Consider the following 26,449-nt stretch of genomic DNA (forward strand, 5'->3'; position numbering starts at 1 on the left):
AAAGTTAGTTTATATACTAGCGACCTGTCAAATTGTTCAACTAAACAAGCTTTCTAATATGTTTCGTCAATTCTCACCTACGTCGCTCGTTTTACTTGCGTTTATCTTTTTACTCTCCTTAAGTTTGCGTGGTCCTGTTGTCGGTATCGCACCGGTTTTAGACCAGCTTCAGGTCGACTTATCTTTACCCAACGCAGCCTTGGGATTACTCACTTCATTGCCGTTGCTATGTTTTGCCATCTTTGCACCCGTAGCATCGTGGCTGAGTCATAAGCAGGGCATTGAGAAAACACTGCTGCTAAGTGCGCTGTTAATTTTGTTCGGCATAGGGCTGCGTTCAGCTGGCTTTTTGAGCAGTCTTTACGGTGGTGTAATCCTTATTGGGGCAGGGATTGCTATCAGCAATGTCTTATTGCCTATCGTGTTAAAGCGTGATTTCAAAGAGCACATCTTTGTTTTGACGGCGATATACGTTTTGATGATGAACTTGGGTGGCGCCTTGATGACTGGCAGCGCGATTCCAGTGGCTTTATTTTCTGAACAATGGTTTCACGATCAATTACCAAGCTGGAGTGTCGCATTAGCGAGCCAAGCGTTGTTTATTTTACTACCTATTATCATTTGGTTTTTCTTGCCCAAACAGAAAACCGACGCACCACAGCAGCAGGCATCAACACCAATATGGCGCTCCCCTGTTGCTTGGCTATTGGCGATGTTCCTCGCGCTAAACTCAGTGATTAATTATGCCTTGAACGCATGGATTCCAACCATTCTCATGGCGAAAGACTTTAGTCCTGTCACAGCGGGTCTATATCAGAGTTACATTCAGATTGCAGGGGTTATCCCAGCGTTAATTCTGCCTTTCCTACAACGTGTCTTCACGACGAAACGTCAGTTGAGTGTTCTTTCGGTGCTTTCAACTTTGGTGGCTTTGCTTGGCTTTACGTTTGTGCCTGCATGGTCACTGGTTTGGTCATTCTGTTTCGGTTTTGGTAACACGTTAGGCTTTATCGTTGGTCTTTCGTTTATCAGCTTACGTACTGGGAGCCTTAAAGAAGCCGCGGCTTTGTCAGGCATGGCGCAATTGACGGGTTACTTACTGGCTTCCGCAGGCCCAGTGCTAGTTGGCGCATTATTTGATTTGGTTGGTGATTGGCAAACACCTTTGTACTTCCTTACTGGCCTATGTGTGGTATGGACCGTTTTAGGCTGGTATGCGAGTCCAAGCGAATAGCTTGAACAAAATATGTTTAAATTAATAGGTAATTTTAATGAGTAATATCTTAATCATTAATGGAGCGAAAGAGTTCCTAATCTCTAAAGGCGAGCTTAACAATAAATTTGCTTATCTTGCGTATGATCATTTGGCGACCCAAGGTCATAATGTCTCAATGACGGTTGTTGACAGTGGCTACGATGTAAAGGAAGAAGTACAGAAAATTGCGAATAGCGATTTAGTCATCTTCCAAATGCCAGGTTGGTGGATGGGAGAGCCTTGGACGGTTAAACGCTACATTGATGAAGTCTACACTGCGGGTCATAGCGTGTTGTATGCCAGCGATGGTCGCTCGCGCAGTGATGCTTCGAAAAAATACGGCAGCGGCGGTTTGCTTCAGGGCAAAAAATACATGCTATCTGTCACATGGAACGCGCCTGCTGAAGCATTTGATGACCCAGAGCAGTTCTTCGGTGGTGTGGGCGTTGAGGGTGTTTATCTTCATCTGCACAAGGCAAACGAATTCTTAGGGCTAGAAGGACTACCAACCTTTATTGCCAATGATGTAGAGAAGAATCCACAGATCGACAAAGATGTCGAACGCTTCCTACAACATTTGGATGAGTACGTTAAGTAATATCTGGTGTATTACCATTCCATATTAAAAATCCTAGAGCTAGAAAATGGAGTATCTATCTAGGATTTTTAATATGACTTTCAGTTAGTTCGCTTCGTTCTGAAAGCTTTCAATCAAAAAATCAATAAGCGCTCTGACCTTAGCCGAAATGTGTTTTCGGGAAGGGTAAACAGCGTATATGCCTAATTCAATGGCCTTATAATCAGGCATCAACTCAATCAATGTTCCCTCAGCCAAATCGGTGTCGACCATAAAGGCCGGCTGAAAAATAATCCCCTGATTGTCCAATGCCGCAGCCCGACAGGTATCGCCACTGTTAGACGTTAAGCTGGGGCGAGTTCGAACGCTAACAGGCCCAGTCGGCCCTTCGAAGTTCCATTCGTCTCCTTTGAACCAGTAGCTATAGGCAAGAATTTCATGCTCTAAAAGTTCAGAAGGGTGATTGGGCATTCCTCGTTTTCGTAGGTAGTCTGGTGCGGCACACAGAACCATTCTTGTGGTTGCTAGCTTTCTGCAAACGAGTGAAGAATTCGCTAATTGTCCGATGCGAATGGCGACATCGTAACCTTCTTCAATAAGGTCAACATATCGGTCTGCTAACGTTATATCTAGGGCTACTTTAGGATGAAGCCGTCGAAAATGCCCCCAAAGTGGAGCAAGGTTGCGAACACCGAATGTCACGGGAGCACTTATACGAAGTAGTCCACTGGCCGAATGAGTTTGCTCGGTAATTTCATCTTCCGCTTCGGTAACTGCTTGCAGGATATCTTTGCAGCGATTGAAGAAAATTTGTCCCTCCTCGGTCATGGAAAGCGTCCGAGTTGTTCGTTGTAAAAGTCTTACACCGAGTCTAGATTCTAGCTCCGCGACGTGTCTTGATACGGCAGCTTTAGATATTCCAAGCGCTTCGGCCGCGCTGACGAAACTTCCTGAGTGGATAACTTCCACCAGAACTTGCATTTGTAAAAGCTTGTTCATTGTTCCAAAAATCGGATTAATGTGTTTAGGAAAAGCATGTTTATCCCAATAATATAGCCATGTAAAGTCTCTTCTTATAGAAAGCACATCAACCTAATGTTGTTAATATGAAGGGGAATACTTATGAAAGTTACAGTTATTGGCGCCGGAAATATGGGTGCAGGTTTCGTCAAACAACTTACTCTTGCTGGCCACCAAGTTAGTGTTACAGCTCGCAATCTTGATAAGGCTGAAGCGGTTGCGGCTGAGAACACCGGGGCAACGGCTGTCGCAGCGGATCAGGCTGCTGTTAATGCGGATGTTATCGTACTGGCGACAGGGTATGAGGATGCCGTGGCGGCGCTGCGTTCGGTTGGGGATCTTGAAAACAAAATTGTTATTGATATCACCAACCCACTCACAGCAGACTTTATGGGTCTAACCATTGGCCATAACACGTCAGCGGCAGAAGAAATCGCTAAGGCTGTATCGAATGTTCGTCTTGTAAAAGCCTTTAATACAGTATTCGCTCAAGTTCTAAACGAGGGCGCACGTTCTATCAATGGGGACAAAGTAAGTGTGTTTATTGCGGGCGATGATTCTCAAGCTAAGCAGGTAGCCGCTGATTTGGCTGTTAGCATGGGCTTTGAAACTATCGATGCAGGAGCGCTTAAAAACGCTCGCTACTTGGAGCCATTAGCAGGATTTAACATTTATCTTGGTTACGGCGCAGGCTTGGGAACAGCGATTGCTCCAACTTGGGCTCGTAAAGCGTAATTACGTTAAAGCTTCCTTTGATAACACAAGTACTGTACTTATCCAGCAGTATTTGTGTTGTCTAGTAGTTCTTAACTACCTCTCACTCATAGCAATAGAAAATGAGCGCATATCACTTCTTGAAACAGCTGTTTGGTCCAACAAACAGTTCTTCATTTCACCCTTCAAGCTGTTATTCAGCCTCAATTTAACACCTAAACATTTGCATCAAAGAAGAAAGGGCCATATTGAGGTACTTTAGTTCAGATACTCTGAATAAAATGTTGGTGAATAAAAGGAGTCAATAGGTTAGAAACAACGGAGATGGCGCGCCCGAAAGGATTTGAACCTTCGACCTTGCCCTCCGGAGGGGCACGCTCTATCCAGCTGAGCTACGGGCGCATAATGTAGGCGGAGAATTATAAGGGGTTGTGTGCCATCACTCAAGGCGGATTGTAACTATACCGTTAAAACTTATTACATGGATTTACACTGATTGAGCGCGCTGTATCTTTTTGTAGCAATTTAAAGCTTATGACATCTAGATATCGTATGCTCTGGACCTGAGGCGATAATGAAATTGTCTCGCGTATACGCTTTGCCAAACATCAGTGACAAAGGAGTAACGGCATGTTCAATGATCGCATCACACTATCGCCCATCGTATTTCTGTTAGCAGCTACGTTATCCACCTCTGCAATTTCCGCTTCTCCAGCTTTATCTAAATCGCCAACATCGGTTTGGGCGGTGAATGACCAGCATCTCCTTTTTAATGTGCACCCCGATCAACCGAGTCAGGTGATTCACTCTGTTCAAGTGACAGGGCTTGTGGGACAGGATCAAATCATTGGCATTGATTTTCGTGTGGCCCGTGGTGAGTTGTACGCCTTAGCCAATAGTGGTCGCCTCTATCGTCTTGAGACTCAATCTGGGCAAGCTTTCTTAGTGGACGGTTCTGAGCCAGTCGCTGAAATGGCCGTAGGTCCTTATGGTTTCGATTTCAATCCAGCGGCTGATAAACTTCGAGTCGTTGGTAATCACAATAAAAATATGCGTTTAAACCCTGACACAGGGGCCAAGGTGGACTTTGATGCGCAGCAAGTCGGTGTGCAAACAGACCCTGATTTAGCGTTTTCGGCAAACGATCATCAGGCTGGAGGCTTCCCGGATATAGTCGCGGCAGCCTATACCTATAATTCTAATGACAGCAAACTAACCACCAACTATGCCATTGATCGCCGAACAGGTATGCTGCTGATGCAGGGGACTAAAGAGGGCGCGTCACCAGCGGTCTCACCTAATTTAGGGATGTTGTACAGCGTAGGGGCTCTAGGCACGGGTCCGATCAAAGATGCCTCGTTTGATATTAGTGACATCAGTAATACCGCATTGGCTGCGATCTGGCCGAGCGATGGTCAGTCGACGCAATTAATGAAGATTAATTTAGATACAGGGCACGCGACCCCAATGGGCATATTGGGTAACGGAGCACATGTATCAGGATTTGCGATCGAGCCGTGAATGAGCAGGAGTAATCGTAACCTATGTTGAAGTACGTGAAACAAGGGGCGCTGGCTGTGTGCTGCGTGTGGTCAGCGCTGGTTTGGTCGGAAGTAACGGTCCAAGTCACGGACGCCAATGGTCAGCCGTTGGCAAATGCCGTGGTGTTTCTGAAATCTCCAGATTTAATCGCAAGCTCTAAGCCGTTAAATAAGGCTGAGATTGCTCAGCAAGACCGTAGCTTTATTCCCGGTGTGCAGGTGGTGACGGTAGGCACGGCAGTGGACTTTCCTAATCGCGATGACGTGCGCCACCATGTGTATTCCTTTTCTCCTGCAAAAGTATTTGAGTTAAAGCTTTATATTGGCAAACCTGAGGCCCCGATTGTGTTTGATAAAGTGGGCATTGTGGAGCTGGGCTGCAACATTCACGACAGTATGTTGGGCTGGGTATTAGTCAACGATACGCCCATGTATGGCAATACCGATGAGGCTGGCTATGTCCGCTTTGATGTGGCACCTAATGATGCTTTAAGTGTGGATATTTGGCATCGCAATTTCCCCTATGGCGCGCCCTATGAAACTTTCCCATTAACACCTAATGACGATAAATCGTCATACATCTTAGCCTTGCAAACCCCTGGAGTCTCGTTGTAATGGGTGCGTTATCTCGCATGATTAAAGGGCGTTTATCGTTCCGCTTTATCGTTATGACCTTAGCATTGCTGGTGCTGATCCAAGCCATTGGCTTTGGTATTGTGCAAGCCACGGTGGATCGCTATGTCCGAGCGGAAGTAAAGCACGCCATTACGGTAGCAGAGCGGGTATGGAATAAGCTTCTCGTGCAAAATCACCAGCGTCTGGTAGAAGGCGCTGAGTTATTGGCCTCGGACTTCGGTTTTCGTTCAGCAGTAGCGTCTCGCGACGCCAATACCATTGCGTCGGCCTTGCAAAACAGTGCCGCTAGAATTGGGGCTTCTGTGGCGGTTCTGGTCGATTCCCAGTGGCAGGTAAAGGCCTCTTCTGAAGAAGAAATGCTGCACGCCTCTAGTATTCAAACCTTGATCGAAGCTTTGGCTAAAACCCGTGCTGAGCAGGGCGATGACACCTTCCTAACCGCCTTGTACGAAGGCAATCCCACCCAGTTTGTGATTGTGCCCGTGCGTGCGCCAAGGGTAATCGGTTATGTCTTAATGGGCTTTGCCATTGAGCCAGAGATGATCGCTGAGGCAAAGGACTTATCTGGAGTTGAGCTGGTGCTGATGTCGCGTAGCCAGCTGAATTCAGTGCATGTGATCGCCAGCTCAGAGCCACTGAAACAACACTTTTTAGAGGATATTCCGGGGGAATATTTCTTAGAGGATTTAACGCTGGATATGCCAATTCATGAGGACACTTACGTCACCATGATTCATGGCCAAGAGGTGGTGGGTGGCTACATCAGCTTAGCGTTAATGGAGTCCTTAGACGAAGCCAAACAGCAGTTTGCCGCCTTGTTTAATCAGTACCTTTTCATCACAGTGCTGGGCTTAATTATCTTTGCCATCACCATTACTTGGTTATCGCGCCGTGTTGCTCGACCTTTGGAAATCTTGACGCATGCTACCAGCGCTCTGCAACAGGGCGATTACGATGTGGAGATCAGCGGTACTCGCCGCGAAGACGAAGTCGGCCTGCTGGCACGCAGTTTTGATGGCATGCGTAAAAGTATCAAGCAACAGCAAGAGACGATTACCAAGCTCGCTTACTATGATCCACTGACGGGATTGCCAAACCGTTTAAGCTTCCGCAATCAAGTCGCGAGTTTGATGCGTTGCGGGCAGTATTCATCATTAAGTGTGATTACCATTAATCTAGATCGCTTTAAACAGGTGAACGATGTGCTCGGGTACGAGATGGGCGACGAGATCCTGAAAGCGACGGCGTCTCGTCTATTGGGCATCAGTTGTTCCGAGCACGATAAGTTGGCCCGTGTAAGCGGAGATGAATTTTCAGTATTAGTCTTGCCTGATAGTCAACCTGCGCTTGACGTGGCAAGATCCTTACTAGACAAATTAAATGAACCACTGGAAATCGATCATACCTTGATTGATTTAAGCGCCAGTATTGGTATCGCCAGTTGGCCAGCAGACGCTTCAGGCTGTGACGCCTTGATCAATGCGTCGCAAGTGGCCATGTATGCGGCCAAGAATCGCACTGAGGACATCATTCAATACAAACGTGAACTGATGACTTCGACGCCGGAAAGTCTGAGCCTGCTATCAGAGCTGCGTCAGGCGGTGCTCAATGATGAACTGCGCGTGTACTTGCAGCCGAAAGTTTCGACCGATGATCATCAGGTGATAGCTGCCGAAGCCTTAGTACGCTGGCAACATCCAGAAAAAGGATTAGTGCCGCCATTCCAATTTGTGCCGTTTGCGGAACAGACGGGCTTTATTCGGGAGCTGACTAAATGGATCATTCGGGCGGTGGCGAAAGAATGGCATGCGCTACAAACGGATGAACAAAGATTTCGCGTCTCCATTAATCTATCGACGCGGGATCTATTGGCTTCAAGCTTTCCGGAATTCTTGGCAAAAACGCTTAAAGAATTCAATGTACCTGCTTCGGGCTTGTGTTTGGAAATTACCGAAAGTGCCATTATGGACGATCCAGGCTTCGCTGAGCAGACCTTAGCAAAGCTGTCCAACATGGGCTTTCGTCTATCGATTGATGACTTTGGTACCGGTTATTCGTCACTGGGCTATTTAAAGCGTTTGCCAGTGAATGAGTTGAAGGTCGATCAGTCGTTTGTATTCGGTATGATTGAAAACAACAGTGATCGTATGATTGTTCAATCGACCATCGATTTGGCTCATAACCTTGGTTTAGATGTGGTCGCCGAAGGGGTTGAGACCGAAGCAATGTACCAAGTTCTGGCCGAATTAGGCTGTGAAGAGGTACAGGGGTATCTGATTGGCAAACCGATGCCAGTGGATACTTTTAAAACTTGGCGTGAGGAATGGAATGCTCGTTTAGGGCTCAAATTGGGTCAAACATGACGGTTATCTTGCAGAATTATGTAAATCTTATGGATAAGATTGCGAAATCTTGAAGTTACTTAGCTTGAGTTATTATAGTGCTCGCAGTTTGATAACCATTGGAGTTTATATGGCTACGGAATTTGAAAAGCAGTTTGTCAATAACATACAACGTGCCCATGTGCATGTAGCGTGGGTAGGGGATGAATCGTCTGACGTTCACGTTGTTATTTGGCCGACTTGGAGTGGCCTGAGCGACTTTGAAAAAAGCTTTGCCGAAGAGGTGGTAAGCTGGGGACATACGGCCACCGCGGTCGATCTCTATGGCGTTGGCAACAACCCTGTTGAGCTACATGATAAAGCGGATACCATGATGGCCTTAGTCAGCGACAAAGACTCACTGACTGCATTGCAAGCTGACATTTGTCGCGAGATTGCGGAAGCACATCCAAATAAAAAACTGGTGCACGTCGGTTTTTGTTTAGGTGGCCGCCTGTCGATTGAAGCCGGATTGCATATCCCGAGCAGCAAAGGGGCTGCAAGCTTCCATGGTTTGATGAATTTCCATCGCGCGGCAAGTCCTGATGAGGCCAACCAAGCGGCGAAGTTTATCATCTTTAATGGTTATCAAGACCCGATGGTTGACCCTGAGTCTGCAGCAAAAGCGCGTGCTTACTTCGATGAATTGAAATTAGACTGGCAATTTGTCGACTTTGGCCAAACGAAGCATTCTTTCATGTTGCCGAGTGCCAACGCACCGCAAGATGGTCATGCCTATAGCGCCACGGCAAGCGCTCGTGGTCGTAATGCCTTGCGCTTCTTCCTAAGTGAAATTGCCGCGTAGCGTAAGTTACAGATCTGAGTGATACGAAAACGCCTAGATAGTTTATCTCTCTAGGCGTTTTTTTGTGCGCGAGAACAATCCAGTTGCTTTACTTAAACGTATCAAGGTTAAAGCATCATGGAGGCTATCATGCTGGTCTTACATCACCTCGAAAATTCCAGATCGCAGCGGATTGCTTGGGCATTAGAGTTATTGGGCCTAGAGTACGACGTGAAAACCTATTTACGTACACCAGAACAAACCGCCCCTGAAACCTTAAAACGTATTCATCCTTTAGGCCATGCACCGATATTACAAGACGGTGATTTGACCATTGCTGAGTCTGGCGCCATCTTGGAATACTTGGCAGACGAATACGATTCCAATCAGAAACTTAAACCCCTGAGCAAAGCTGAGCGTCGCGATTACCAATACTGGTTACACTTTTCTGAAGGCTCATTTATGCCTTTATTAGTCATGATGCTGCTGTTTCGTAAGATTCCCACTCAGCCTATGCCGTTCTTTGTCCGCCCCATTGCCAAGACTATTTGCAATAAGGTGATCGCAAGCTTTATTGAGCCTCGACTAAGAGACGTGCTGAATTTGATTGAAGACCATTTGCGGCAAAAGCATTGGTTTGCTGGGGAGAACCTTAGTGGCGCCGACATGCAAATGAGCTTTCCATTATTAGCCCTTAGTATCAGTGTTTCATTGGACGATTATCCGCATATTGAGCGCTGGTTAGGCAGTGTACGCAAAGATCCGGCTTACCAAAGAGCGGTCGCCAAAGTGGGTGAGTTTCAGGTGTTCTAATCCTTTAATTTAATTGTCCTAAATCAATTATTGGCGTAGTGTTCGGATTTTGTAGATGAGTCTTTAAAGGATTGACTATGTCTCAGCCTGTGCGCTTATTGAGCATTGCAGTGGCCTTTGCCTGCATTTTGCTCGCCTTGAACTTCGGCCTACGCTCTTCCATGGGCTTCTTTATGGCCCCCATTTCTGATGAATTCGGCTATGGTCGAGAGGTGTTTGCCTTCTCGCTGGCTTTACAAAACCTATGGTGGGGCTTAAGCCAACCGATTGCGGGGGCGTTATCTGACCGCTTTGGTACTCTGAAAACCGTTCTGGTCGGTGCCGTGTTATATGCGCTAGGTCTGTATGTGACTGCCAGTGCCGATGGCGCGATGACTTTACATATTGGCTCTGGCTTCTTAATGGGCATGGGCATTGCTGCGACCGGATTTGGCGTGGTGTTACCCGCCATGGCACGTATGGTGGCGCCAGAAAAACGTGCGTTTGCATTGGGCCTTGGTAGTGCGGCAGGTTCTGCTGGGCAATTGCTGGTCGTGCCGGTGGCGCAGCAATTCTTATCGGCCTATGGCTGGAGCTCCGCGCTGTTACTATTAGCTTTTTGTGCCTTGTTAATGATCATGTTTGCTTTGCCACTGAATAAAGGCGATGTCAGCCATTCTGCTGCAGGTGAGCAAAAAGGCCAAACCGTTAAAGAAGCCCTAAAAGAAGCAAGTGCTTACTCGCATTATTGGCTATTGGTGGCAGGATTCTTTGTCTGTGGTTTCCAATTGGCGTTTATCACCGTGCATATGCCTGCGTTTCTTTCTGATAAAGGTTTTCAGCCAGAAGTGGCGGTGATGTGTTTGGCCTTGATTGGCCTCTTTAATATTTTTGGTTGTTTGCTGTCGGGGTCTTGGTCGGGTAAGTACTCCAAGAAAATGCTGCTGGCGTATATTTACGCTCTGAGAGCGTTAGCCATTGCCGTCTTTATGTGGTGGCCAATGAGCACGGCCAGTGTTTACATGTTTGCTATTGTGACTGGTGTCTTGTGGTTGGCAACGGTGCCACCGACATCCGGTCTGGTTGGACAGATGTTTGGTCTAAAGCATATGGGCATGCTCTATGGCATCGTGTTCTTAAGTCACCAAGTGGGCTCTTTCTGCGGCGTTTGGTTGGGCGGCTACCTGTACGACAGCACCGGCTCTTATGACGTGGTGTGGTGGGCGGCGTCCATTATTGCCTTGATCACCGCAGTGATTCATTTATTTATTGATGAACGTCCTGTGGCGCGCTTACGAGAGGCGATTGCCGCCTAAGTATTCTCTGTCATCCGCCTCGGCCGAAGAACGCTTGCCAGGTTAACTTTTGAATTTATATGGCGAAAATTCAATGGTAATTGGCAAGCTTTGGCGCGGGCGCTAGTGCTATATTACCCACTTCGATTTTTAAGGCGTGAGCGGCGGTGCTGATGCCTTGCTGAGGAGTAACTATGTCTACGATTATGATTCTAAATGGCCCGAACTTGAACTTGTTGGGTCAACGTGAGCCAGAGCAATACGGCCATGAAACCTTGGCTGATGTTGAAGCCATGTGTAAAGCGGAAGCCGCTAAGCACGGCTACGACATCGACTTTCGCCAGTCGAATCATGAGGGTGTATTGGTCGACACCATTCACGAAGCGGGTCAATTGATCAAAGCGGGTAAGCTATTGGGTGTGGTCTTTAACCCAGGTGCTTACACACATACTTCTATCGCGCTACACGATGCGATCAAAGGTGCAGAAGTGCCTGTAGTAGAGGTGCATATTTCTAACGTACATGCCCGTGAAGCTTTCCGTCACCACTCTTACATTTCACCATGTGCAGTGGGCATTGTCATAGGCATGGGGGTACAGGGTTACGTGCTGGGTATGCAAGGCCTGATCAACAAAGTGGTGGCTAAGTAAATAAATCTGTCGTGAACAGTTATCTCAAAACCAGCCCAAGCATCTTGAGCAAAGAGCTGAAATGATGCAGGGCTGGCGAGACTCTTTAGGTTCACACGGGAGATATATGAGCCTCCCTGTTCTACGCGAAAGTCAGTGTTTGCTTATTGGCAATTAACAGTAATATCAAGTAATCGGCTCCCATTTTGTTTTGTGATGTCTCTACCTAGCAGTCGTTTGGATAGCCGGGCAAGGCGCTTGTTTTGCCGAAAATTCGACTCAAGTAAACCAAGACCAACCATATCCATTTTCTTGCCAGAGCGTGGGTCTCGTGTGTGCTCTCTAAGGTAGGATTCTTGCTCAAAGCCTAGACTGATCGTGTTTTTTACAGCATCACTGTTGTGACCATAAATCATTGAAGTGATCTTTTCTAAGCCGAGTATATTGAAAGAAAAATCGAGAACCAAAAGGGCAGCCTCCAGTCCAGTACCATTCCTCCTATCTTCTGCCTTCGGCAGTCCAATCAGCAGCTCCGCGCGTCGGTGGAAACGGTTTATCTCGACTAGATTAGCTAATCCAAGTGGTACACGGGAGTTTTTCTTAAAAATGAGCCAGTCAAGTGATCCAATTTGGCTAGGATGCAATACAGACTGTTGTCGTAATTTCGCTTTGATTTCAGCTTGGTTCATTCTTTCGCTTATAAAGCGGTTGTAGTTACCTAGGAATGAAGTGTCTGTATAACAGGTGTATAGATAATCACTATGGTTTTGATTCGGTCGCTCCAGTCTTATGACATTACCGACCAGAGGTTCACTCCAGCGACTTGAAAGTAGATTAAATGCTTGTTGGGCTTCTCTTGAATTAGGAGCAAGCAACACAGCGTTTTTAAGCGTCCGCTGTGCTGCCTCAACATCATTGAGATCGGCATACGTTTGGGCCAGCTGCATTAACGTCTCTAAATTGTTTGGGTCATCTTCTGTTAGTTTAAGCAAAACCTCATTAGCTTCTTTAATTTTTTTGGAGCGTAGGAGTACTTTTGCGAGATTCTTTCTGGCCTCGATAAACGAGGGTTTTAGCTGAAGCGCACTGCGAAACTCTTGCTCAGCCGAAGTTTTCTCTCCTAAATCTAGAAAGATAGCACCTAACGTGTTTCGAATATCAGGAATATCGGGCGAAACAGTTCTAGCTTTAACAGCAAGAGTTCGCGCTTTCTCGAGATCATTGTTTTCACGACAGGCATTAGCAAAATTGATTAGATGGGATGAGGAGTTTGGATCTAAATCTATTGCTTTTGAGAACAATTCATATACTTTCGCGAATTTTTTTGCCTGAGCATAGCAAAGCGCCGATAAGTGAAGAACCTCCGGGTTTTCGGGTTGTGCCTTAACCATCTGATCACACGCGCCGAGGCATTCCTCAGCGCGATTGAGTCGCAAGTAATCGAGTATTTCTTTCGCTGATTTTATGGACATCTTTGAAGCCGCTCTGCTCATATCACGTTGAAGTCTAATTCTTGATTTCCGACGATCCCAATAAAATTATTTCCCGAAATATCCTCGAGAGCTGACGCGTCTACGTTGAGGTAGTAGCTTTGCCCGGAGGTTAAATCTAGGCTAGGGTCAAGGATCACTTCGTGATTGCTAATTATTAAGTTGCCGCCTGAGCTTCCAAGACCAGTCTCGACATTAAAGCTTTCAACAAGATCTCCATTGGACAGATACAGGGATAGGTTACCAGTATTAGCGAAGACATCTTCTGAAAAACCGAATAGCAAATTGTCTTGAGTGCCAAGATAACCACCATCTCCGGGTGTGGAATAGCTCAAGGTTATAGTGTCCACTGCGGTAAAGTTCAGGGTTGTCGAATCATTCACGCCGATAAAGGATTCGCCTGCTAAGTCGTCGATCGCGCTAGCATCGATCTGAAGGTAATAGCTGGTACCAGGCGTAAGATCGCTTGTGGGATCGATGTATACAGTATTGCCATCAATAGAGTTAGAGTTGCCGCCTTTGCCGTATGTGAAGGTCGATATATCGAAAGCCTCGATCATTTGGTCATTGGAATCGTACAGGGTGATGTAGCCAGAGCCTGCTTGCACGGATTCTGAGAATGTAAGCATCAGGTTCTGATCGTATTCCAGTGTTGAATCGTCTGCGGGTGTTGAGGACGACAAAACAGGGGCATCATTGAACTGTGCTTCGAAATTCAAAGTGGTTGCATCGCTGATGCCGGCATAGGTTTGACCGATGGAATCTTGAATCGCGTTACTGTCGATATTCAGGTAGTAGGAAGTACCGTCCGTAAGATCGTCATAAGGATTGATTGTCACGGTATCATTGAGGAAGACTACAGCCCCACCGTTACTGCCTACTCCGGTTGCCACATTGAAGCTTTCAACCAGGGTTCCGTCAGCGAGGTACAGTGAGATGTCTCCTGTACCGGCAAAGATACTTTCAGTGAATATTAGCTCCAGATTTTGAGTCGTAAACAGTGCCCCCTCATCTTGTAGTATTGAGTAGATACTCAAGTAAGGCGCAGCATCTATAGCTGTGAAATTGAGCGTAGTTGAGTCACTGATGCCAGCAAAGGATTCACCGGCTAAGTCGTCGATCGCGGTTTCATCGATTTGGAGGTAATAACTGGTATCAGGCGTAAGATCGCTCGTGGGATCGATGTATACAGTATTGCCATCAATAGAGTTGCCTCCTTTGCCGTATGTGAAGGCCGATATATCGAAGGCCTCGACTATTTGGTCATTGGAATCGTACAGGGTGATGTTACCGGAGCCTGCTTGCACCGATTCTGAGAATGTGAGCGTCAGGTTTTGATCGTATTCCAGTGTTGAATCGTCGGCGGGTGTTGACCCACTCAGGAACGGCGCACTATTTACAGCCGTGAAGTTGAGTGTGGTTGAGTCACTGATGCCGGCAAAGGATTCACCTGTTAAATCGTCGATCGCGGTAGCATCGATTTGGAGGTAATAGCTGGTACTAGGCGTAAGATCGCTTGTGGGATCGATGTATACAGTATTGCCATCAATAGAGTTAGAGTTGCCGCCTTTGCCGTATGTGAAGGTCGATATATCGAAGGCCTCGACTATTTGGTCATTGGAATCGTACAGGGTGATGTGGCCAGAGCCAGCTTGCACGGACTCTGAGAATCTAAGGATCAGGTTCTGATCGTATTCCAGTGTTGAATCGTCACTAGGTGTGGTCGACAGAATAGTGGGCGCAGGGTCTGAGGGAGTTGTAGTTGTAGTTGGAGTTGTAGTTGGAGTTGGAGTTGGAGTTGGAGTTGGAGTTGGAGTTGGAGTTGGAGTTGGAGTTGGAGTTGAGATTGGCTGTCCTGCAGCAATCTCTCCCACATTCGAGTTGTTAATTTTTTCGTTGAGGTTGTTGCCCGCAAACTCTTCAATAACCTGACTCAGTACTGGATTACTCGCATTCAGCGCACTTGCGATTCCATCGAGAAGGCTGGTTTGAGCAACTGTAGCTGTTTTGGCTAGAATTGTGATGTCCTCAGACTCTTCCGTCGCTGAGTTTATCCCAGCAAAGACCGATGCTAGATCAGTCTGAACACTCTCTGCGATATCGAGTTTGGTAGTCTCTATGACCGACTTTATAATCAATGTGATGTTGTCTGGCTCATCTAAATTCACGGGATTGCCATCCCCTTCAACCAGCAGAGAGCTAAACGCGTTTGATACGATCTGGGTCGACACCGCTGTGTCAAGCTCATCACTTAAGCTACTGACCGCGGTAGATAACAAGGTAATTGTGTTTGCTATCTGCAAAAATTTTTTTTGAGCCGCTAGTGCTTGTTCATAAGTTTGAGTATCGGACGAGGTATCCGCGAGCACCTCAAGCGGGTCGTAAGTCAGCAGGTTTACTTCACTAGGAAGACCTAGGCCAGTTTTAAGCTTATCGCTTAACTGCCCTAAAGATTCCTGAGGATAACTCTGCATTAAAGATTGCAAAACAGTTGTGGCTGGATTGACGATCATCGAGCCTGACGGCGCTGTAAGCGTTCCTTTGAACTCAGCTCCCGTCATGATATCAGTGCCACCGAACGCTGCGATGGAGCCAGTTGGTGCATTGTTAGGGAGATAATAGTTTCCAAATTCATCTGTAGTGGTTGAAAATTCTTCGGGGTCCAAAATACCGTCACCGTCTTCATCGATGAAGACTGTTGCACCGGCTATATAACCATCAACTACTGAGCTTTGCAGACCATTTTCAGATAGACGTTCGATTAATGTTTCAAAAGCCTGTTCCGCCGAGGATACTGCCCCATCGGTGTCATCGATGCTCTGAAGTATATTTCGAACGGCGACATAAAGTGCGGGCCCTGAATAGAAATCTGATTTTTCTGTTTCGTCTAATTTTACAGAGAAACTATAGGCAGCGTCTGCACGATTATCTAATGTTTCTCCAAGTGAATCGGTTCGAGAAATCAAGCCGATGAACGCATCGGTCCAACTGATCGCTCCAGAGTCGAATGCATTAGTTAAGGCGACTAATTCCTCTGTTTCTAGCTCAATATTCAACGCGTTTGTTACGACAAAACGTATTACCTCAGCTGTCCCCAGCTCGGCTTGCAGTCCCGTCATGTAAGTTTCAACGACTTCGATGAGGGGTGAAAAGTCGCCACCGCTGATCAAAGTGTTAAGCGCTTCGATTTCCTCTGAACTAGCAGGACGGCCTGTGCCTAAAATAAAGATTTCGTGGAATAGTTTGTGTAGTTCTTGTTCGCTCATGATTTAATTTCTAATCCTTTTTAAATTAAGTCTTGCTATTAAGTTATCTATACTTTTTGAATTACTACTTTTGTTAATTCAAAGGAAACCTGTCTGGCTTTGAAAAAGACAATATCCATCTAGATGTGTTAGACGTCTTGAGAATCAGAAGAAAAGCATATTTTCGAAATATGTAAATCCAGTAATTCCTTTTTCTAACAGAATTATTTTAGTTGATTGCTGAATGTCAATAATTTTTGGGCATAATAACTTCGAATCTAGATCCATTTTTTGCTAAGTAAGCTTAACGGTAAAGTTCTTGCTCTTAATCATTCGTGCAAAATTAGCCATGTGGATAGTAGGCATTACTGCAAATCAATAAAAAAGCTGTTAGCTAACAATTTAAAAAATAAGACAATGTCTATGGATAATATAAAGATAAAATCAATACTAAGGTCTAGCAATGCTCGGCTTTGTTGTTTTTTGCGAGTGCTAATTGAGAAAAGCAAGTAACAGCGGCAGGGTCGCAAAGCAGGCAATCGTGGTAATCAGCAAAGCACTGGCACAGAACGAGCGGTAGCCATACTGACTACCGATAATGGGATAAATACTCATCATGGGAACGGCGGCGAGAATCACGGCACCAATTCTAAGATGGTTATCGATGCCAGGAATCAGCCACATAAATAGCGCCATACAAGCAGGGTGAATAATCAGCTTACCGAAGGTGATGGCGCTGATATCCGCAACGTTACCTTTGATGCTAGTACCCACCAAAGAGCCGCCTAACACCATCAAGGCCAAGGTCGCTGAGGCACCAGATAACATCATCAAGACTCGATCGGCCACATCTGGAAGGCTTAAATGGAACTGCGAAAAAAACATACCGCAGACCACAGCAAGCACCAGAGGGTTCTTCGCTAAGCGTTTCAGAGTGCTAAGCAAGGTTTGCGACAGACTGAGCCCTTGATCTTTAGAGGAAAAGTAACTGAGTAAGGCAAACACAGTGGGTAAGATAATGGCGTTTTCCCCCATCAGGGTCATGGCAAATGCCGCCGTAGGTGGATCGTCAAACACCAGCAGCATCACGGGGTAGCCAAAGAAGCCTGAGTTAGAGCAGGCCATGCCTGCCCCTTTCAAAGAGGCTTGCAGGTTGTCTTTTTTGAGTGCCCAGGCGGTAAATAGAATACCGATCAACAGCGATAACAAAGACGCCAAGCTAAAAGCCAGCAGATATTCAGGAACAAAGACCTCACTCGAATCCATCTTTGCCAAGGTGCTAAAGATGAGGGCAGGTAAGGTGAAATAGAGCACGATTTTAGCCATGCCAGCGATGCTTTCATCGCTGACGAGACGAGTGCGCACCGCCGTGAAGCCTAGCGCCATCAAGATAAAGATAGGCGCAGTGGTAAACAACATTTCAAACATGATTAAGCATCACAAGCAGAAGCAAGATATTACTGATAGCAGGATTCAGATCACTCAGAGAAAGAGTGATCTGGATTGTAGTAGCTGTCTAGGTTTGCCGCAGTTTCTCGTACGGCTTTACTGAACAATTGCAGCGCCATGGAGGCATTGGTGTCCGCGCGCACGCTAAGGCCGACAGCGCTAAGGGTTTCTTTGGTGTTGACTGGCAGTTCTGCCAATTCGCCATCGGCGATTTCACGGGCAACAACACCGCGGGAGATGATCCAAATGGCATCCGTATGGCGAATAAACTCTTTACCAAAACTGTCTGACACCGTATCGATACGATCACGAATATTGCTCACCCCTTCTGCTAGCAAGAAGCGATCAACCGTTGGACCAGTGATGGATTCTTCTGGTGGGTACAGTACCGTGTATTGGGTGATTTCGTTGAGCTGGAAGTCCGCTTTGTCGAGTAGTGGATGACCAGGACGTACGGCAAACACCACCTGTTCAGAATAGAGATGCTGGAAGGAAATCCCCGCCATGGCTTCTGGTACGCCCATACGACCTACGACCAAGTCTAATTCGCCAACACGTAGCTGGCTCATCAGTAGAGAGTTTGGTCCCGAGACAAGGTGCAAGCGCACATCCACGTTGTTGGAGCGAAAGCGTTTCACTGCTTCGGGCAGCACGCTAGTGGCAACCGTTGGTAATACACCGATACTGAGCTTTTGTTGGCCGGTCACCAAGGCTTGATTAACGCGCTCCGCCCCTTCACGTAGGGCGGCAACACTGGTGCTGGCGTGTTCTAAAAAGAGGTTGCCGTAATGCGTTAGCTCGATGCCTTTCTTGCTACGCTCAAGCAGTCGTACCCCTAAAATCTCTTCCAACTCTTTCAGCTTTTTGGAAACGGCGGGCTGAGTCAGTGATAGCACATCTGCCGCGCGCACGACGCTGCCTTGGCGAATGACTTCTAAGAAACATTCTAAGTGGCGATACTTAATGCGATTTTCCATCATGGTGTTTGGACCTTCAACTCGACGCTAACAGAAGTTGTGTATTACAACCTGCTTTGTTGGGCATTAAAAGTAAAATATACAATTTTTGATATGCTTATTTAAAAAATGAAAGACGCTTGTTAGTAATTCTCCCTAAATGTGCCAATTTACGACTCATATAGGGAGAAAATGGCATATTAGAAATAATTATATGTCAAAAGCGGTATCTAAGCGTGTTTGGCAAAAGCTTCTCGAGTGAGATTGCGAATGCCTTCAATGCCCACGACTATGTTGTCTTCAATACGTATGCCACCGTAAGGAAGCAGGCGTTCGATCTTCTCTAGGTTGCAGGCGTGGTGTGGTTGTTCGGCTTTGAGTTTTTCGAGCAACATGGGAATAAAATACAAACCAGGCTCAATGGTCAGCACCATATTTTCATTAAGATGGCGGGTCAGACGTAGAAATGGGTGATCCGCTGGCGGATCGATGATTTGTCCTTGTGGGCTACCTTGACGGCCACCGGCATCATGTACTTGCAGACCTAACAGATGGCCTAAGCCATGCGGATAGAAATGATGGGGAACGTGTTTAGCCAATTGCTCTTCGATACTCAGTGAGCAGATATCATGCTTTTTCAGCAGTTCCGCAACGCCGATTAAGGATTTGTCATGCAGCTCAACAAACGGTGTTCCGGCCACGGCTTGGTTGGCAATACTTTGTTGCAACACATCCATATCGGCGACCAGATCGCTGAATTCATCTTGTAAGGTGGTCGTGGTTCGGGTGATATCACTGGCGTAGCCATTGAACTGGGCGCCAGCATCGACCAACAAGGTGAGTGGGCGAAATGGGCGATGATGGCCTTTCTGCTCATAGTGTAATACCGCGGCATGCTCATTGATACCAACGATATTTGGGTAGGGCGTATGGATCGCATCTTGTGCGGTCGCTCTGAGGTAAGCGAGATGCACCTCAAACTCGCTAGCTCCCTCTAAAAAGGCGGTTTGTGCAGCCAAATGGCCTTTGACCGCAATCGCAGAGGCTTCTTCTATACAAGCAATCTCATAATCAGTTTTCACTGCACGATCATAATTAAGCCAAGTAAACAGGGAGTCATTATGCCTTAGTGAGCCCAGAGCGTCGGGGCCGATCAGGGCGACATCAGATGGCAGACATTTCAACCAATCATCATTAAGCGTGGGGACTATGTGCCAGTGGGCTTGCCATTCGCCTTCAGGGATGGCGTTGGCCATATGCCAAAAGTCTTGCTGAGCTGGCCAGATTAACTCTGGTTTATCGTGTTTGATAACGATGTAACAGCCTGCCGGCAACGTGAAAGGTAACCATTGTTGTGCGGCGGCAAAGGGTTTGTAGGGATGAGTATGATCATCTTCAAAGTAATAACTAGGCTTGCCCGAGGCTATCACGATGGCATCCAGCTTAAAGGCTGACAAGGCCGCACAATAGCGCTGTAACAAGGTCTCTAAGTGACGAACATATAAAGAGTTTTGCATCATCATTCCACCCTAGATAGTGGCTGTGCTGAGCACAGCGGAATGTCTTTAGTTTAGGACACAGGCAGGGTCGGAGTAAATTTTAGCAGCGCGGTAAATTTATCCGCTGGTACAGGGGGGGAGTAGTAATAACCTTGACCGTAATGACAACCCAACGAATTCAATAGTGTGGCTTGCTCTAGGTTCTCTACCCCTTCTGCGACCACTGTGCAATCAAACGCTTTCGCTAAATTCAAGGCACTGGTCACAATTGACAAGTTACTGCTGTTGGTTTCCATGTCGCTAATAAACGAACGATCGATTTTAATCGTGTCCACATTAAGGCTGCTGATGTAAGCCAGCGAGCTCATGCCCGTACCGAAATCATCAATCGAAATACTCACACCTATATCTTTAAAGCGATTCAGGCTCTCAGAGATGGTTTGCAGGTGTAGGCTAGTGGCCGTCTCAGTCAGCTCGACTTCCAGCATCTTTGGTGGGATGTCGGCCTTTTGCAACAATTCCTGTGTATAGCAAACGATGTCTGGATCCAGTAGGTTATAAGGCGATAGGTTAATGGCCACTGGCACCATGAGGCCCTGCGTTTTCCAGATGCTAAGTTGATGGATCGCCATACGAATCACGTAACGGCCAAATTCACGCACCTTACCACTTTGTTCAATAAGTGGGATAAATAACAAGGGCGGTAACATGCCATCGACTGGGTGCTGCCAGCGAGCTAAGGCTTCACAGGCAACGATCTGACCATTGGTTAGGTTAACCTTCGGTTGGAAAAATAGCTTAATTTGTTGTTCCGCTAACGCATCCCCTAACTCACTACGGTAGCGTAACGTCTGCTGGCCTTTTTCATCATTTGAGTGGGATTTATTAAATAGCACCCATTTACTGCGTAGCTTTTTCGCTTCATGCATCGCGATGTCCGCACTGATCAATAGGGCGTCGATATCTGAGCTGTGTTCTGGGCAAAGGGCGATACCGATACTGGCTTCAAGGTGGATCGGTAGTTCGTTCATGGTAATTGGATGTTGGAAGGATTCCACCACGGTTGCGGCAAAGGCTTCACATTCTTCTGCGGACACATCCGGTGCCCAAATCAGAAATTCGTCACCGCTGGAGCGAAATAGGGTTTGTTCGGGGCTTAATACTTGGCTTAATTTATGAGCAAAGATGACCAGTAGCTTGTCGCCAGCACTGTGCCCTAGGGTATCGTTGATTTCTTTGAATTTATCTAGGTCAATGGTTAGCAAGGTGCCTTTGACTAACTCATCAGAGTTTCTTTGCTGAGTTTGCAACAAATCCACTAGGTACAAACGGTTAGGTAAGCCAGTCAGTGTGTCGTGGGTCGCCAAGCGGCGCAGAGCCTCGTTCTTTTCCTCAACTCGTTTGGCAATCCATGACGATAAAGTCAGAGCTAGCCAGACAGCGATCCAGAAAACAACAACGGATGTAATCGATAGATGTTTGGCAATATGGCTCAGGGCTTGATCGATACTGCTCGGCGCAGTCACCATCATAATGGCGGTGTTATCGTCGCTTTGTAACGTCCATAAGAAATGCAAATCATCGTGTTCGATATAGCCTGAGCGTTCGTCATTCAACTGTGCTTTGGCAATCATCGGGATTAATGCATCAAGTGATGCATTCGGCATATTACGAGTAATGTCCCATGATTGATCTGTGCTTGAAACGCGAATGTAGAGTGGCTGTGTCGCATCGCTTTCAGTTTGCTGCATGATGTCGATCAGCTCATTGATACGCTGTTCAGCCTCTTCGCCTTCTTCTTCAATTTCAGCTAACAAAAAGAGAGAGCGCTTTTCCAAGTAGCTAATTTCAGTGTTAATACCCATTTCGCTACTAAGACGGTAGGCGGCGACACCATAAATAACCGACACCACCAAAGCAACACTTAAGCAAATAATAATAAGCTTACGTCGCAATGATCCATCGAGTTGTAAATCAAATAGTGCCGCCATGTGCTGTGCTTCTACTTATCTTTTGGGCGGGTGCTGATACCCGCGATGGAATAAACCGGACACCAACCTGTCGCTAGGGAAATTAAGTTAAGAACGCCAAACAAAAATAATAAGATTTCAATAATGCTATCTTGAATGACTTCGCCGTTGAATAGGGCAAAGGAAATCACGAAAACACCAATCACGCCGCGTGCTAGGCGATCCCAAATGTGTAGGTTTTGTTTGATCATAGATACCCTCAAAACAACGATTAATTAATAGATCAGTTAAGCCTAAATTTACTGTATTGGCATGTAGAGTACAGTAACAAATTGCAATGGATCTGTAGTTTCTTTTGGCGAAACTTCGTAAACCTCAATACTGCTACGCTGTCTGGCGGGTTTGTGTTGCTGCAAGCGCACACAAGTTTCTAAGACATGCCATGCTAACCATAAATACTGATAACTTCCTTGATACCTTAGTCCAACAAAATTGCCTTTAAAGGTGATGCGTTCCGGCTGGGCTTCACAGGGGCTTAGATTCTGAATCGGGATACCCAATTTGCCAGTAAAATAATGGTGGCTCATATCCGCCGCTTCAAAGAGTGCAAAGCTTGGACCTGCGGGTCTATTTTCTGGACCAAGGCTAATAATCAAATCACGAAAACCTTGCTCCATTTGCATCGACATGGAGTGATCGCTGACGATAAATGGACGTGTGATGGCATCGACATTGGCTAAAGTGCGGCTGTCTTGCAGTGCAAAGGAGGTTAAGTAATGACTGTCAGGCTCGGTGCGCGCACACAAGCGGACCAGCAACAGGCGCATATCCGCATGAATTTGCTTTAACAACTGTGGTTGCTTGTAACGATGCCAGAAGTTTAGTTCGCTTTTGGCAATGACATTCATGACTAACTGATGATCTTCAGTTTCACTTAATTCGATTTGAACCTGAACCGGGCTCGGATAAAAGTGATCACTTTGCACCTGAAATCTCACCAATTTATTGGCTTGTTGCGACTCAATATGACAAGACACTTTACCAAGTTGCAGACCTTTTAATTGCACCAAAGCGCCTTCTAAAGAGTGACTGCTGCGTTGATTGACTAAAACGGAAGCATTTTCATCAAATAACGCCCACGGCAACCAACTTGGCCAATATTCCAATTGGTTTATTTCTGAGAAGACTTTTTCAGCCGAACACGACATTAAGGAAGTATGATGTATATAGACATACCTTTGCGTGAACAGGGCATAACCCGCTACGCAAAGTAGGATAGAGATGAGTATTATTAGCCCAATGATCACGGTATTGCGCTCCTTACTGCTTCGTAACGGCGAGCAGAAGTAAATCCATTTAGGGAATTAATGTCCCTAAAAATGGAGAAAAAGGCAAATCCTAAGGTCAGTATAGTAACGGTCCTTGGCTTAAGACAAAGATAACGCTATTTACAGAAGAGGGGAAACAGCAGATGCACAAAGTATTGGTATGGGATTGGCCGGTGCGGCTACTTCATTGGATGATGGTGCTACTGTTCACTGGTTTGATCATTACCGGAAAAGGTGATGGCGATAATATGGATTGGCATTTCTATATGGGTTATGCCTTGTCTGCCGTGATTGTCGCTCGTATAGCGTATGGTTTTATGGGGTCGGATTTCGCCAAATTTAAGCACTTTATTTACCATCCCTTAGAAGTGTTGCAGTACGGCAAAAACCTGATCGCTGGTAAAGGGGAAACCTACCTAGGCCATAACCCTGTGGGTGGTATCATGGTAATCGTGTTGCTGTTGGCGATGACCGTACAATGGGGCACTGGTCTGTTTAGTAGCGATGAAATCTTTTGGTTTGGTCCCTTCTACGGCACCGTGTCGGAGGAGCTCAATGCGACCCTAAGTACGTTGCACCACGCTTTGCCAAATATTCTCTTAGCCCTAGTCGCACTGCATATTTTGGCGGTCTTGTACCATGAGTTACGTTTCGGCGAACGTTTAGTAGCAGCCATGCTGCATGGTAAGAAAAAACACCATACCGAATTTGAGAAGCACGCCAGTACGCCCCGTATTGGTGTAGTGTTATCCCTTGGTGGAGCACTAGCGTGGTTAGCTTGGCTATGGAATATTCCGGTTTGATTTGAAATCGTCTGAAAGTGGTGCCGCTTATGCGGCATCGCTTTCACTGTAGATCTCATCTTTGTTGTAATCTATGCTATCGTCACTATTGTAGTCGTCGCCGGATTCATCCATATAGGAAGTTTCATCCGGTTCAATGACTAAGTCTTCTAGATCGCTTTGCTCGTCTTTAGGTTCTGAGCTTTGAGTGCTTTTCTCAGTTGGCTTTTTTGGCGTTTTCTTACGCTTATTGCCGAGCGCTTCAAGCAGCTCTTCTTTGTTTTCAGCTAAATACATGGCCAGTTTTGTGGTTAGCTGATCGTCCTCCAGCACGCCGCTGCTTTGCAGTAAATCCTCAAGATTTTCTGCGGTCTCCAGCAGTTTGTCATAGTGGTCTGCTTCCGCTTTAGAGGAAAAAGTCATTTTCTCAACACCATTGCGTTCAACAACATATTTAATTACGACAGGCATAAATCGCACCTCATTTAAAATACTGTATAAATATACAGTTATGATTTTGTGCTTGTCCAGTATTTTATTTGCTATTCAGCACCACCTTGGTAAAGTGGCGCGAAAAGTCAGTTTTTAGGTTAGCCATGTCTGAATTTGAATGGTCGCAGTTAAATGCGGCATTTTTCACCAACAACTTTGAATACATTGCCACGCTGCTCTGGATCATCGGCATTGTTGCCATCCGCCGTTATATGAAGCGGCTATTGCGCGCCAATGAAAAGCTCGAGATGGATCGCAAGCGTCGTCGCTTAAACGCTGTTGATAACGTATTTAACTTGGTGATGTTTGTCGGTCTAGTGCTGATTTGGGCGACCGAGTTGCAGAACATTGCCATTTCCATTGCCGCCTTTATGGTGGCCTTGGTGATTGCCACCAAAGAGTTTATTTCCTGTATTGTCGGCGCGTTTTACAAAGCCAGTACTCGACCTTATCAGGTGGGTGACTGGGTGCGTATTGGTCAGTTTGAAGGGGAAGTCACCGACAGTGATTGGCTCTCAACCACCTTGTTTGAAGTGGATTTTAAAGGTGGTAGCTATGCCTACACAGGGCGTACTACGGTCGTGCCGAACAGTGTCTTGCTGACCAACTCGGTGCAGAACTTAAACTATATGCGTCGCTATGTTGAACATTCCTTTTCGATTTCTAGACTGACAGATGACGTAAATTTGTTTGAAATTAAAGAACCTATTTTGGCCAAGATTCGTGAGTACAGTGAGCACTTTCACGAAGTGGCGATTCGTTATAACAGTCTGATTGAAAAACGCTTGGACATTAAAATAGCCGGCCCTGAGCCAACCGTGCGCGTGCAAACTACGATCGAGGGCTACAACGTCTTTACGGTGTCGCTGTTTTGCCCGACCCACGAGGCTGCAGAAATTGAGCAAAAAGTCACCGAAGATTTTATGCGTATTTGGTTTGAGAAAAAGCGTCAGTCTTAGGAGGCGCAGTGTTCATGTTTAAACAGAAATTGTTAAAAAATAAAATGATCTGGCTAGCGGGGACCGCGGTCGCGGCACTGTTATCTGGCTGTTCGTCAGATATGAGTGTCAGTGAAGCCGAGTTGAATGCGGAAGTCGCCAAACGTCTAGAAACCACTCAACCTGATATCATTCAGCTGACCTTAGAAGAGTCGACGCTGAACCTTGATTTACTGATCAAGGAAGCCAATATAGACCTGACTGAACGTGATGGCGGTTTGGTGATGGTGGATATGAAAACGGACATTCGCGGAACCTTAAATGTTTTCGGCCAAGATATGACCATGACCGCGCAGTTGGATCCATCGTTTGAGTCGGGTCTACGCATTGAAGAAGATCGTGTTTACCTTGTCGGCGCGAAACTGACGCAAATCGCGGTGCAAGGCAACAGCATCAGTGATCAGATGTTCCGTAATACCTTGGGCTCATTGCACAGTGATTTTGAAACCGCACTAGCCAATTATTTTGATACTCATCCGGTGTATGTATTGAACCATTCGATGACCGAAAAAGCGGCGGCGAAAATGGTGAAAGACATAGTGATCACCGAAGATAGCATCGAATTTATGATTTTTTAGACGTTAAGGGGCCTGTTAGGTTAGCATGGCTCCGATTA

Annotated in this window: 23 protein-coding genes and 1 tRNA gene; 13 read left to right on the forward strand and 11 right to left on the reverse strand. The window is 46.3% G+C overall.

Annotated features, from left to right (window positions below):
- Window positions 1-58: 58 nt before the first annotated feature.
- On the forward strand, window positions 59-1,234 hold the full coding sequence (locus ACOSVP_RS14985; protein WP_487348300.1) for an MFS transporter: 1,176 nt from the start codon (window positions 59-61) through the stop codon (window positions 1,232-1,234).
- Window positions 1,235-1,271: 37 nt separating this feature from the next.
- On the forward strand, window positions 1,272-1,853 hold the full coding sequence (locus ACOSVP_RS14990) for an NAD(P)H-dependent oxidoreductase (RefSeq protein WP_487348301.1): 582 nt from the start codon (window positions 1,272-1,274) through the stop codon (window positions 1,851-1,853).
- 84 nt (window positions 1,854-1,937) lie between these two features.
- Here the strand turns inward: ACOSVP_RS14990 and ACOSVP_RS14995 are convergent, their stop codons facing one another.
- Complete coding sequence (locus tag ACOSVP_RS14995) at window positions 1,938-2,831, reverse strand: LysR family transcriptional regulator (RefSeq protein WP_487348302.1); 894 nt, start codon at window positions 2,829-2,831, stop codon at window positions 1,938-1,940.
- Between the two features lie 123 nt (window positions 2,832-2,954).
- Between ACOSVP_RS14995 and ACOSVP_RS15000 the strand changes: the two genes are divergently transcribed.
- On the forward strand, window positions 2,955-3,587 hold the full coding sequence (locus tag ACOSVP_RS15000) for an NADPH-dependent F420 reductase (protein ID WP_487348303.1): 633 nt from the start codon (window positions 2,955-2,957) through the stop codon (window positions 3,585-3,587).
- A 304-nt stretch (window positions 3,588-3,891) separates the two neighbouring features.
- On the opposite strand, the gene ACOSVP_RS15005 is transcribed toward ACOSVP_RS15000, so the two are convergent.
- Window positions 3,892-3,968 (reverse strand) — tRNA-Arg (locus ACOSVP_RS15005).
- 228 nt (window positions 3,969-4,196) lie between these two features.
- Between ACOSVP_RS15005 and ACOSVP_RS15010 the strand changes: the two genes are divergently transcribed.
- From ACOSVP_RS15010 to aroQ, 7 genes are all read left to right on the forward strand, one after another.
- The gene (locus ACOSVP_RS15010; RefSeq protein WP_487348304.1) at window positions 4,197-5,087 is read left to right on the forward strand and encodes a DUF4394 domain-containing protein; all 891 of its coding nucleotides are present in this window, start codon (window positions 4,197-4,199) and stop codon (window positions 5,085-5,087) included.
- Window positions 5,088-5,110: 23 nt separating this feature from the next.
- On the forward strand, window positions 5,111-5,722 hold the full coding sequence (locus tag ACOSVP_RS15015; protein ID WP_487348305.1) for a methylamine utilization protein: 612 nt from the start codon (window positions 5,111-5,113) through the stop codon (window positions 5,720-5,722).
- Complete coding sequence (locus tag ACOSVP_RS15020) at window positions 5,722-8,106, forward strand: bifunctional diguanylate cyclase/phosphodiesterase (RefSeq protein ID WP_487348306.1); 2,385 nt, start codon at window positions 5,722-5,724, stop codon at window positions 8,104-8,106. The genes ACOSVP_RS15015 and ACOSVP_RS15020 overlap by 1 nt, the downstream gene beginning before the upstream one ends.
- A 109-nt stretch (window positions 8,107-8,215) precedes the next feature.
- On the forward strand, window positions 8,216-8,929 hold the full coding sequence (locus ACOSVP_RS15025; protein ID WP_487348307.1) for a dienelactone hydrolase family protein: 714 nt from the start codon (window positions 8,216-8,218) through the stop codon (window positions 8,927-8,929).
- Window positions 8,930-9,058: 129 nt separating this feature from the next.
- The gene (locus ACOSVP_RS15030) at window positions 9,059-9,721 is read left to right on the forward strand and encodes a glutathione S-transferase family protein (RefSeq protein ID WP_487348308.1); all 663 of its coding nucleotides are present in this window, start codon (window positions 9,059-9,061) and stop codon (window positions 9,719-9,721) included.
- A 77-nt stretch (window positions 9,722-9,798) separates the two neighbouring features.
- Complete coding sequence (locus ACOSVP_RS15035) at window positions 9,799-11,016, forward strand: MFS transporter (protein WP_487348309.1); 1,218 nt, start codon at window positions 9,799-9,801, stop codon at window positions 11,014-11,016.
- Window positions 11,017-11,189: 173 nt separating this feature from the next.
- On the forward strand, window positions 11,190-11,645 hold the full coding sequence (aroQ, locus tag ACOSVP_RS15040) for a type II 3-dehydroquinate dehydratase (RefSeq protein WP_487348310.1): 456 nt from the start codon (window positions 11,190-11,192) through the stop codon (window positions 11,643-11,645).
- A gap of 143 nt (window positions 11,646-11,788) precedes the next feature.
- On the opposite strand, the gene ACOSVP_RS15045 is transcribed toward aroQ, so the two are convergent.
- The 8 genes from ACOSVP_RS15045 to ACOSVP_RS15080 all read right to left on the reverse strand — a co-directional run bounded on the left by ACOSVP_RS15045 (window position 11,789) and on the right by ACOSVP_RS15080 (window position 23,540).
- Window positions 11,789-13,117, reverse strand: coding sequence for a GNAT family N-acetyltransferase (locus ACOSVP_RS15045; RefSeq protein ID WP_487348311.1), 1,329 nt, complete (start codon window positions 13,115-13,117; stop codon window positions 11,789-11,791).
- Window positions 13,114-16,380: an Ig-like domain-containing protein gene (locus ACOSVP_RS15050; RefSeq protein ID WP_487348312.1), complete on the reverse strand. Its 3,267-nt coding sequence runs from the start codon at window positions 16,378-16,380 to the stop codon at window positions 13,114-13,116. The genes ACOSVP_RS15045 and ACOSVP_RS15050 overlap by 4 nt, the downstream gene beginning before the upstream one ends.
- Window positions 16,381-16,851: 471 nt before the next feature.
- The gene (locus ACOSVP_RS15055; RefSeq protein ID WP_487348313.1) at window positions 16,852-17,787 is read right to left on the reverse strand and encodes an AEC family transporter; all 936 of its coding nucleotides are present in this window, start codon (window positions 17,785-17,787) and stop codon (window positions 16,852-16,854) included.
- A gap of 50 nt (window positions 17,788-17,837) precedes the next feature.
- Window positions 17,838-18,788, reverse strand: a complete 951-nt coding sequence (gene pcaQ / locus ACOSVP_RS15060; RefSeq protein ID WP_487348314.1) for a pca operon transcription factor PcaQ — start codon at window positions 18,786-18,788, stop codon at window positions 17,838-17,840.
- Window positions 18,789-18,994: 206 nt separating this feature from the next.
- A complete protein-coding gene (gene pepQ, locus ACOSVP_RS15065; RefSeq protein WP_487348315.1) occupies window positions 18,995-20,287 on the reverse strand; it encodes a Xaa-Pro dipeptidase in 1,293 nt (430 codons plus the stop codon).
- Between the two features lie 47 nt (window positions 20,288-20,334).
- Window positions 20,335-22,254 carry a putative bifunctional diguanylate cyclase/phosphodiesterase gene (locus ACOSVP_RS15070; protein WP_487348316.1) on the reverse strand — a complete coding sequence of 640 codons (1,920 nt, stop codon included), beginning with the start codon at window positions 22,252-22,254 and terminating at the stop codon, window positions 20,335-20,337.
- Between the two features lie 11 nt (window positions 22,255-22,265).
- Window positions 22,266-22,484 (reverse strand): YgaP family membrane protein, encoded by a 219-nt coding sequence (locus tag ACOSVP_RS15075; protein ID WP_487348317.1) that lies wholly within the window; start codon window positions 22,482-22,484, stop codon window positions 22,266-22,268.
- Between the two features lie 48 nt (window positions 22,485-22,532).
- Entirely contained in the window at window positions 22,533-23,540 is a 1,008-nt protein-coding gene (locus ACOSVP_RS15080; RefSeq protein ID WP_487348318.1) for a GyrI-like domain-containing protein, read from the reverse strand.
- A gap of 164 nt (window positions 23,541-23,704) precedes the next feature.
- Between ACOSVP_RS15080 and ACOSVP_RS15085 the strand changes: the two genes are divergently transcribed.
- Window positions 23,705-24,364, forward strand: coding sequence for a cytochrome b/b6 domain-containing protein (locus tag ACOSVP_RS15085; RefSeq protein ID WP_487348319.1), 660 nt, complete (start codon window positions 23,705-23,707; stop codon window positions 24,362-24,364).
- Between the two features lie 27 nt (window positions 24,365-24,391).
- On the opposite strand, the gene ACOSVP_RS15090 is transcribed toward ACOSVP_RS15085, so the two are convergent.
- Window positions 24,392-24,814, reverse strand: a complete 423-nt coding sequence (locus ACOSVP_RS15090) for a YebG family protein (protein WP_487348320.1) — start codon at window positions 24,812-24,814, stop codon at window positions 24,392-24,394.
- Between the two features lie 125 nt (window positions 24,815-24,939).
- Here ACOSVP_RS15090 and ACOSVP_RS15095 point away from each other — a divergent pair, with 125 nt between their 5' ends.
- Both ACOSVP_RS15095 and ACOSVP_RS15100 read left to right on the forward strand, forming a co-directional pair.
- On the forward strand, window positions 24,940-25,794 hold the full coding sequence (locus ACOSVP_RS15095) for a mechanosensitive ion channel family protein (RefSeq protein WP_487348321.1): 855 nt from the start codon (window positions 24,940-24,942) through the stop codon (window positions 25,792-25,794).
- Window positions 25,795-25,808: 14 nt separating this feature from the next.
- Window positions 25,809-26,411: a DUF1439 domain-containing protein gene (locus ACOSVP_RS15100; RefSeq protein ID WP_487348322.1), complete on the forward strand. Its 603-nt coding sequence runs from the start codon at window positions 25,809-25,811 to the stop codon at window positions 26,409-26,411.
- Window positions 26,412-26,449 lie beyond the last annotated feature (38 nt).

It is taken from the genome of Marinomonas sp. HM11-D (assembly GCF_057626615.1).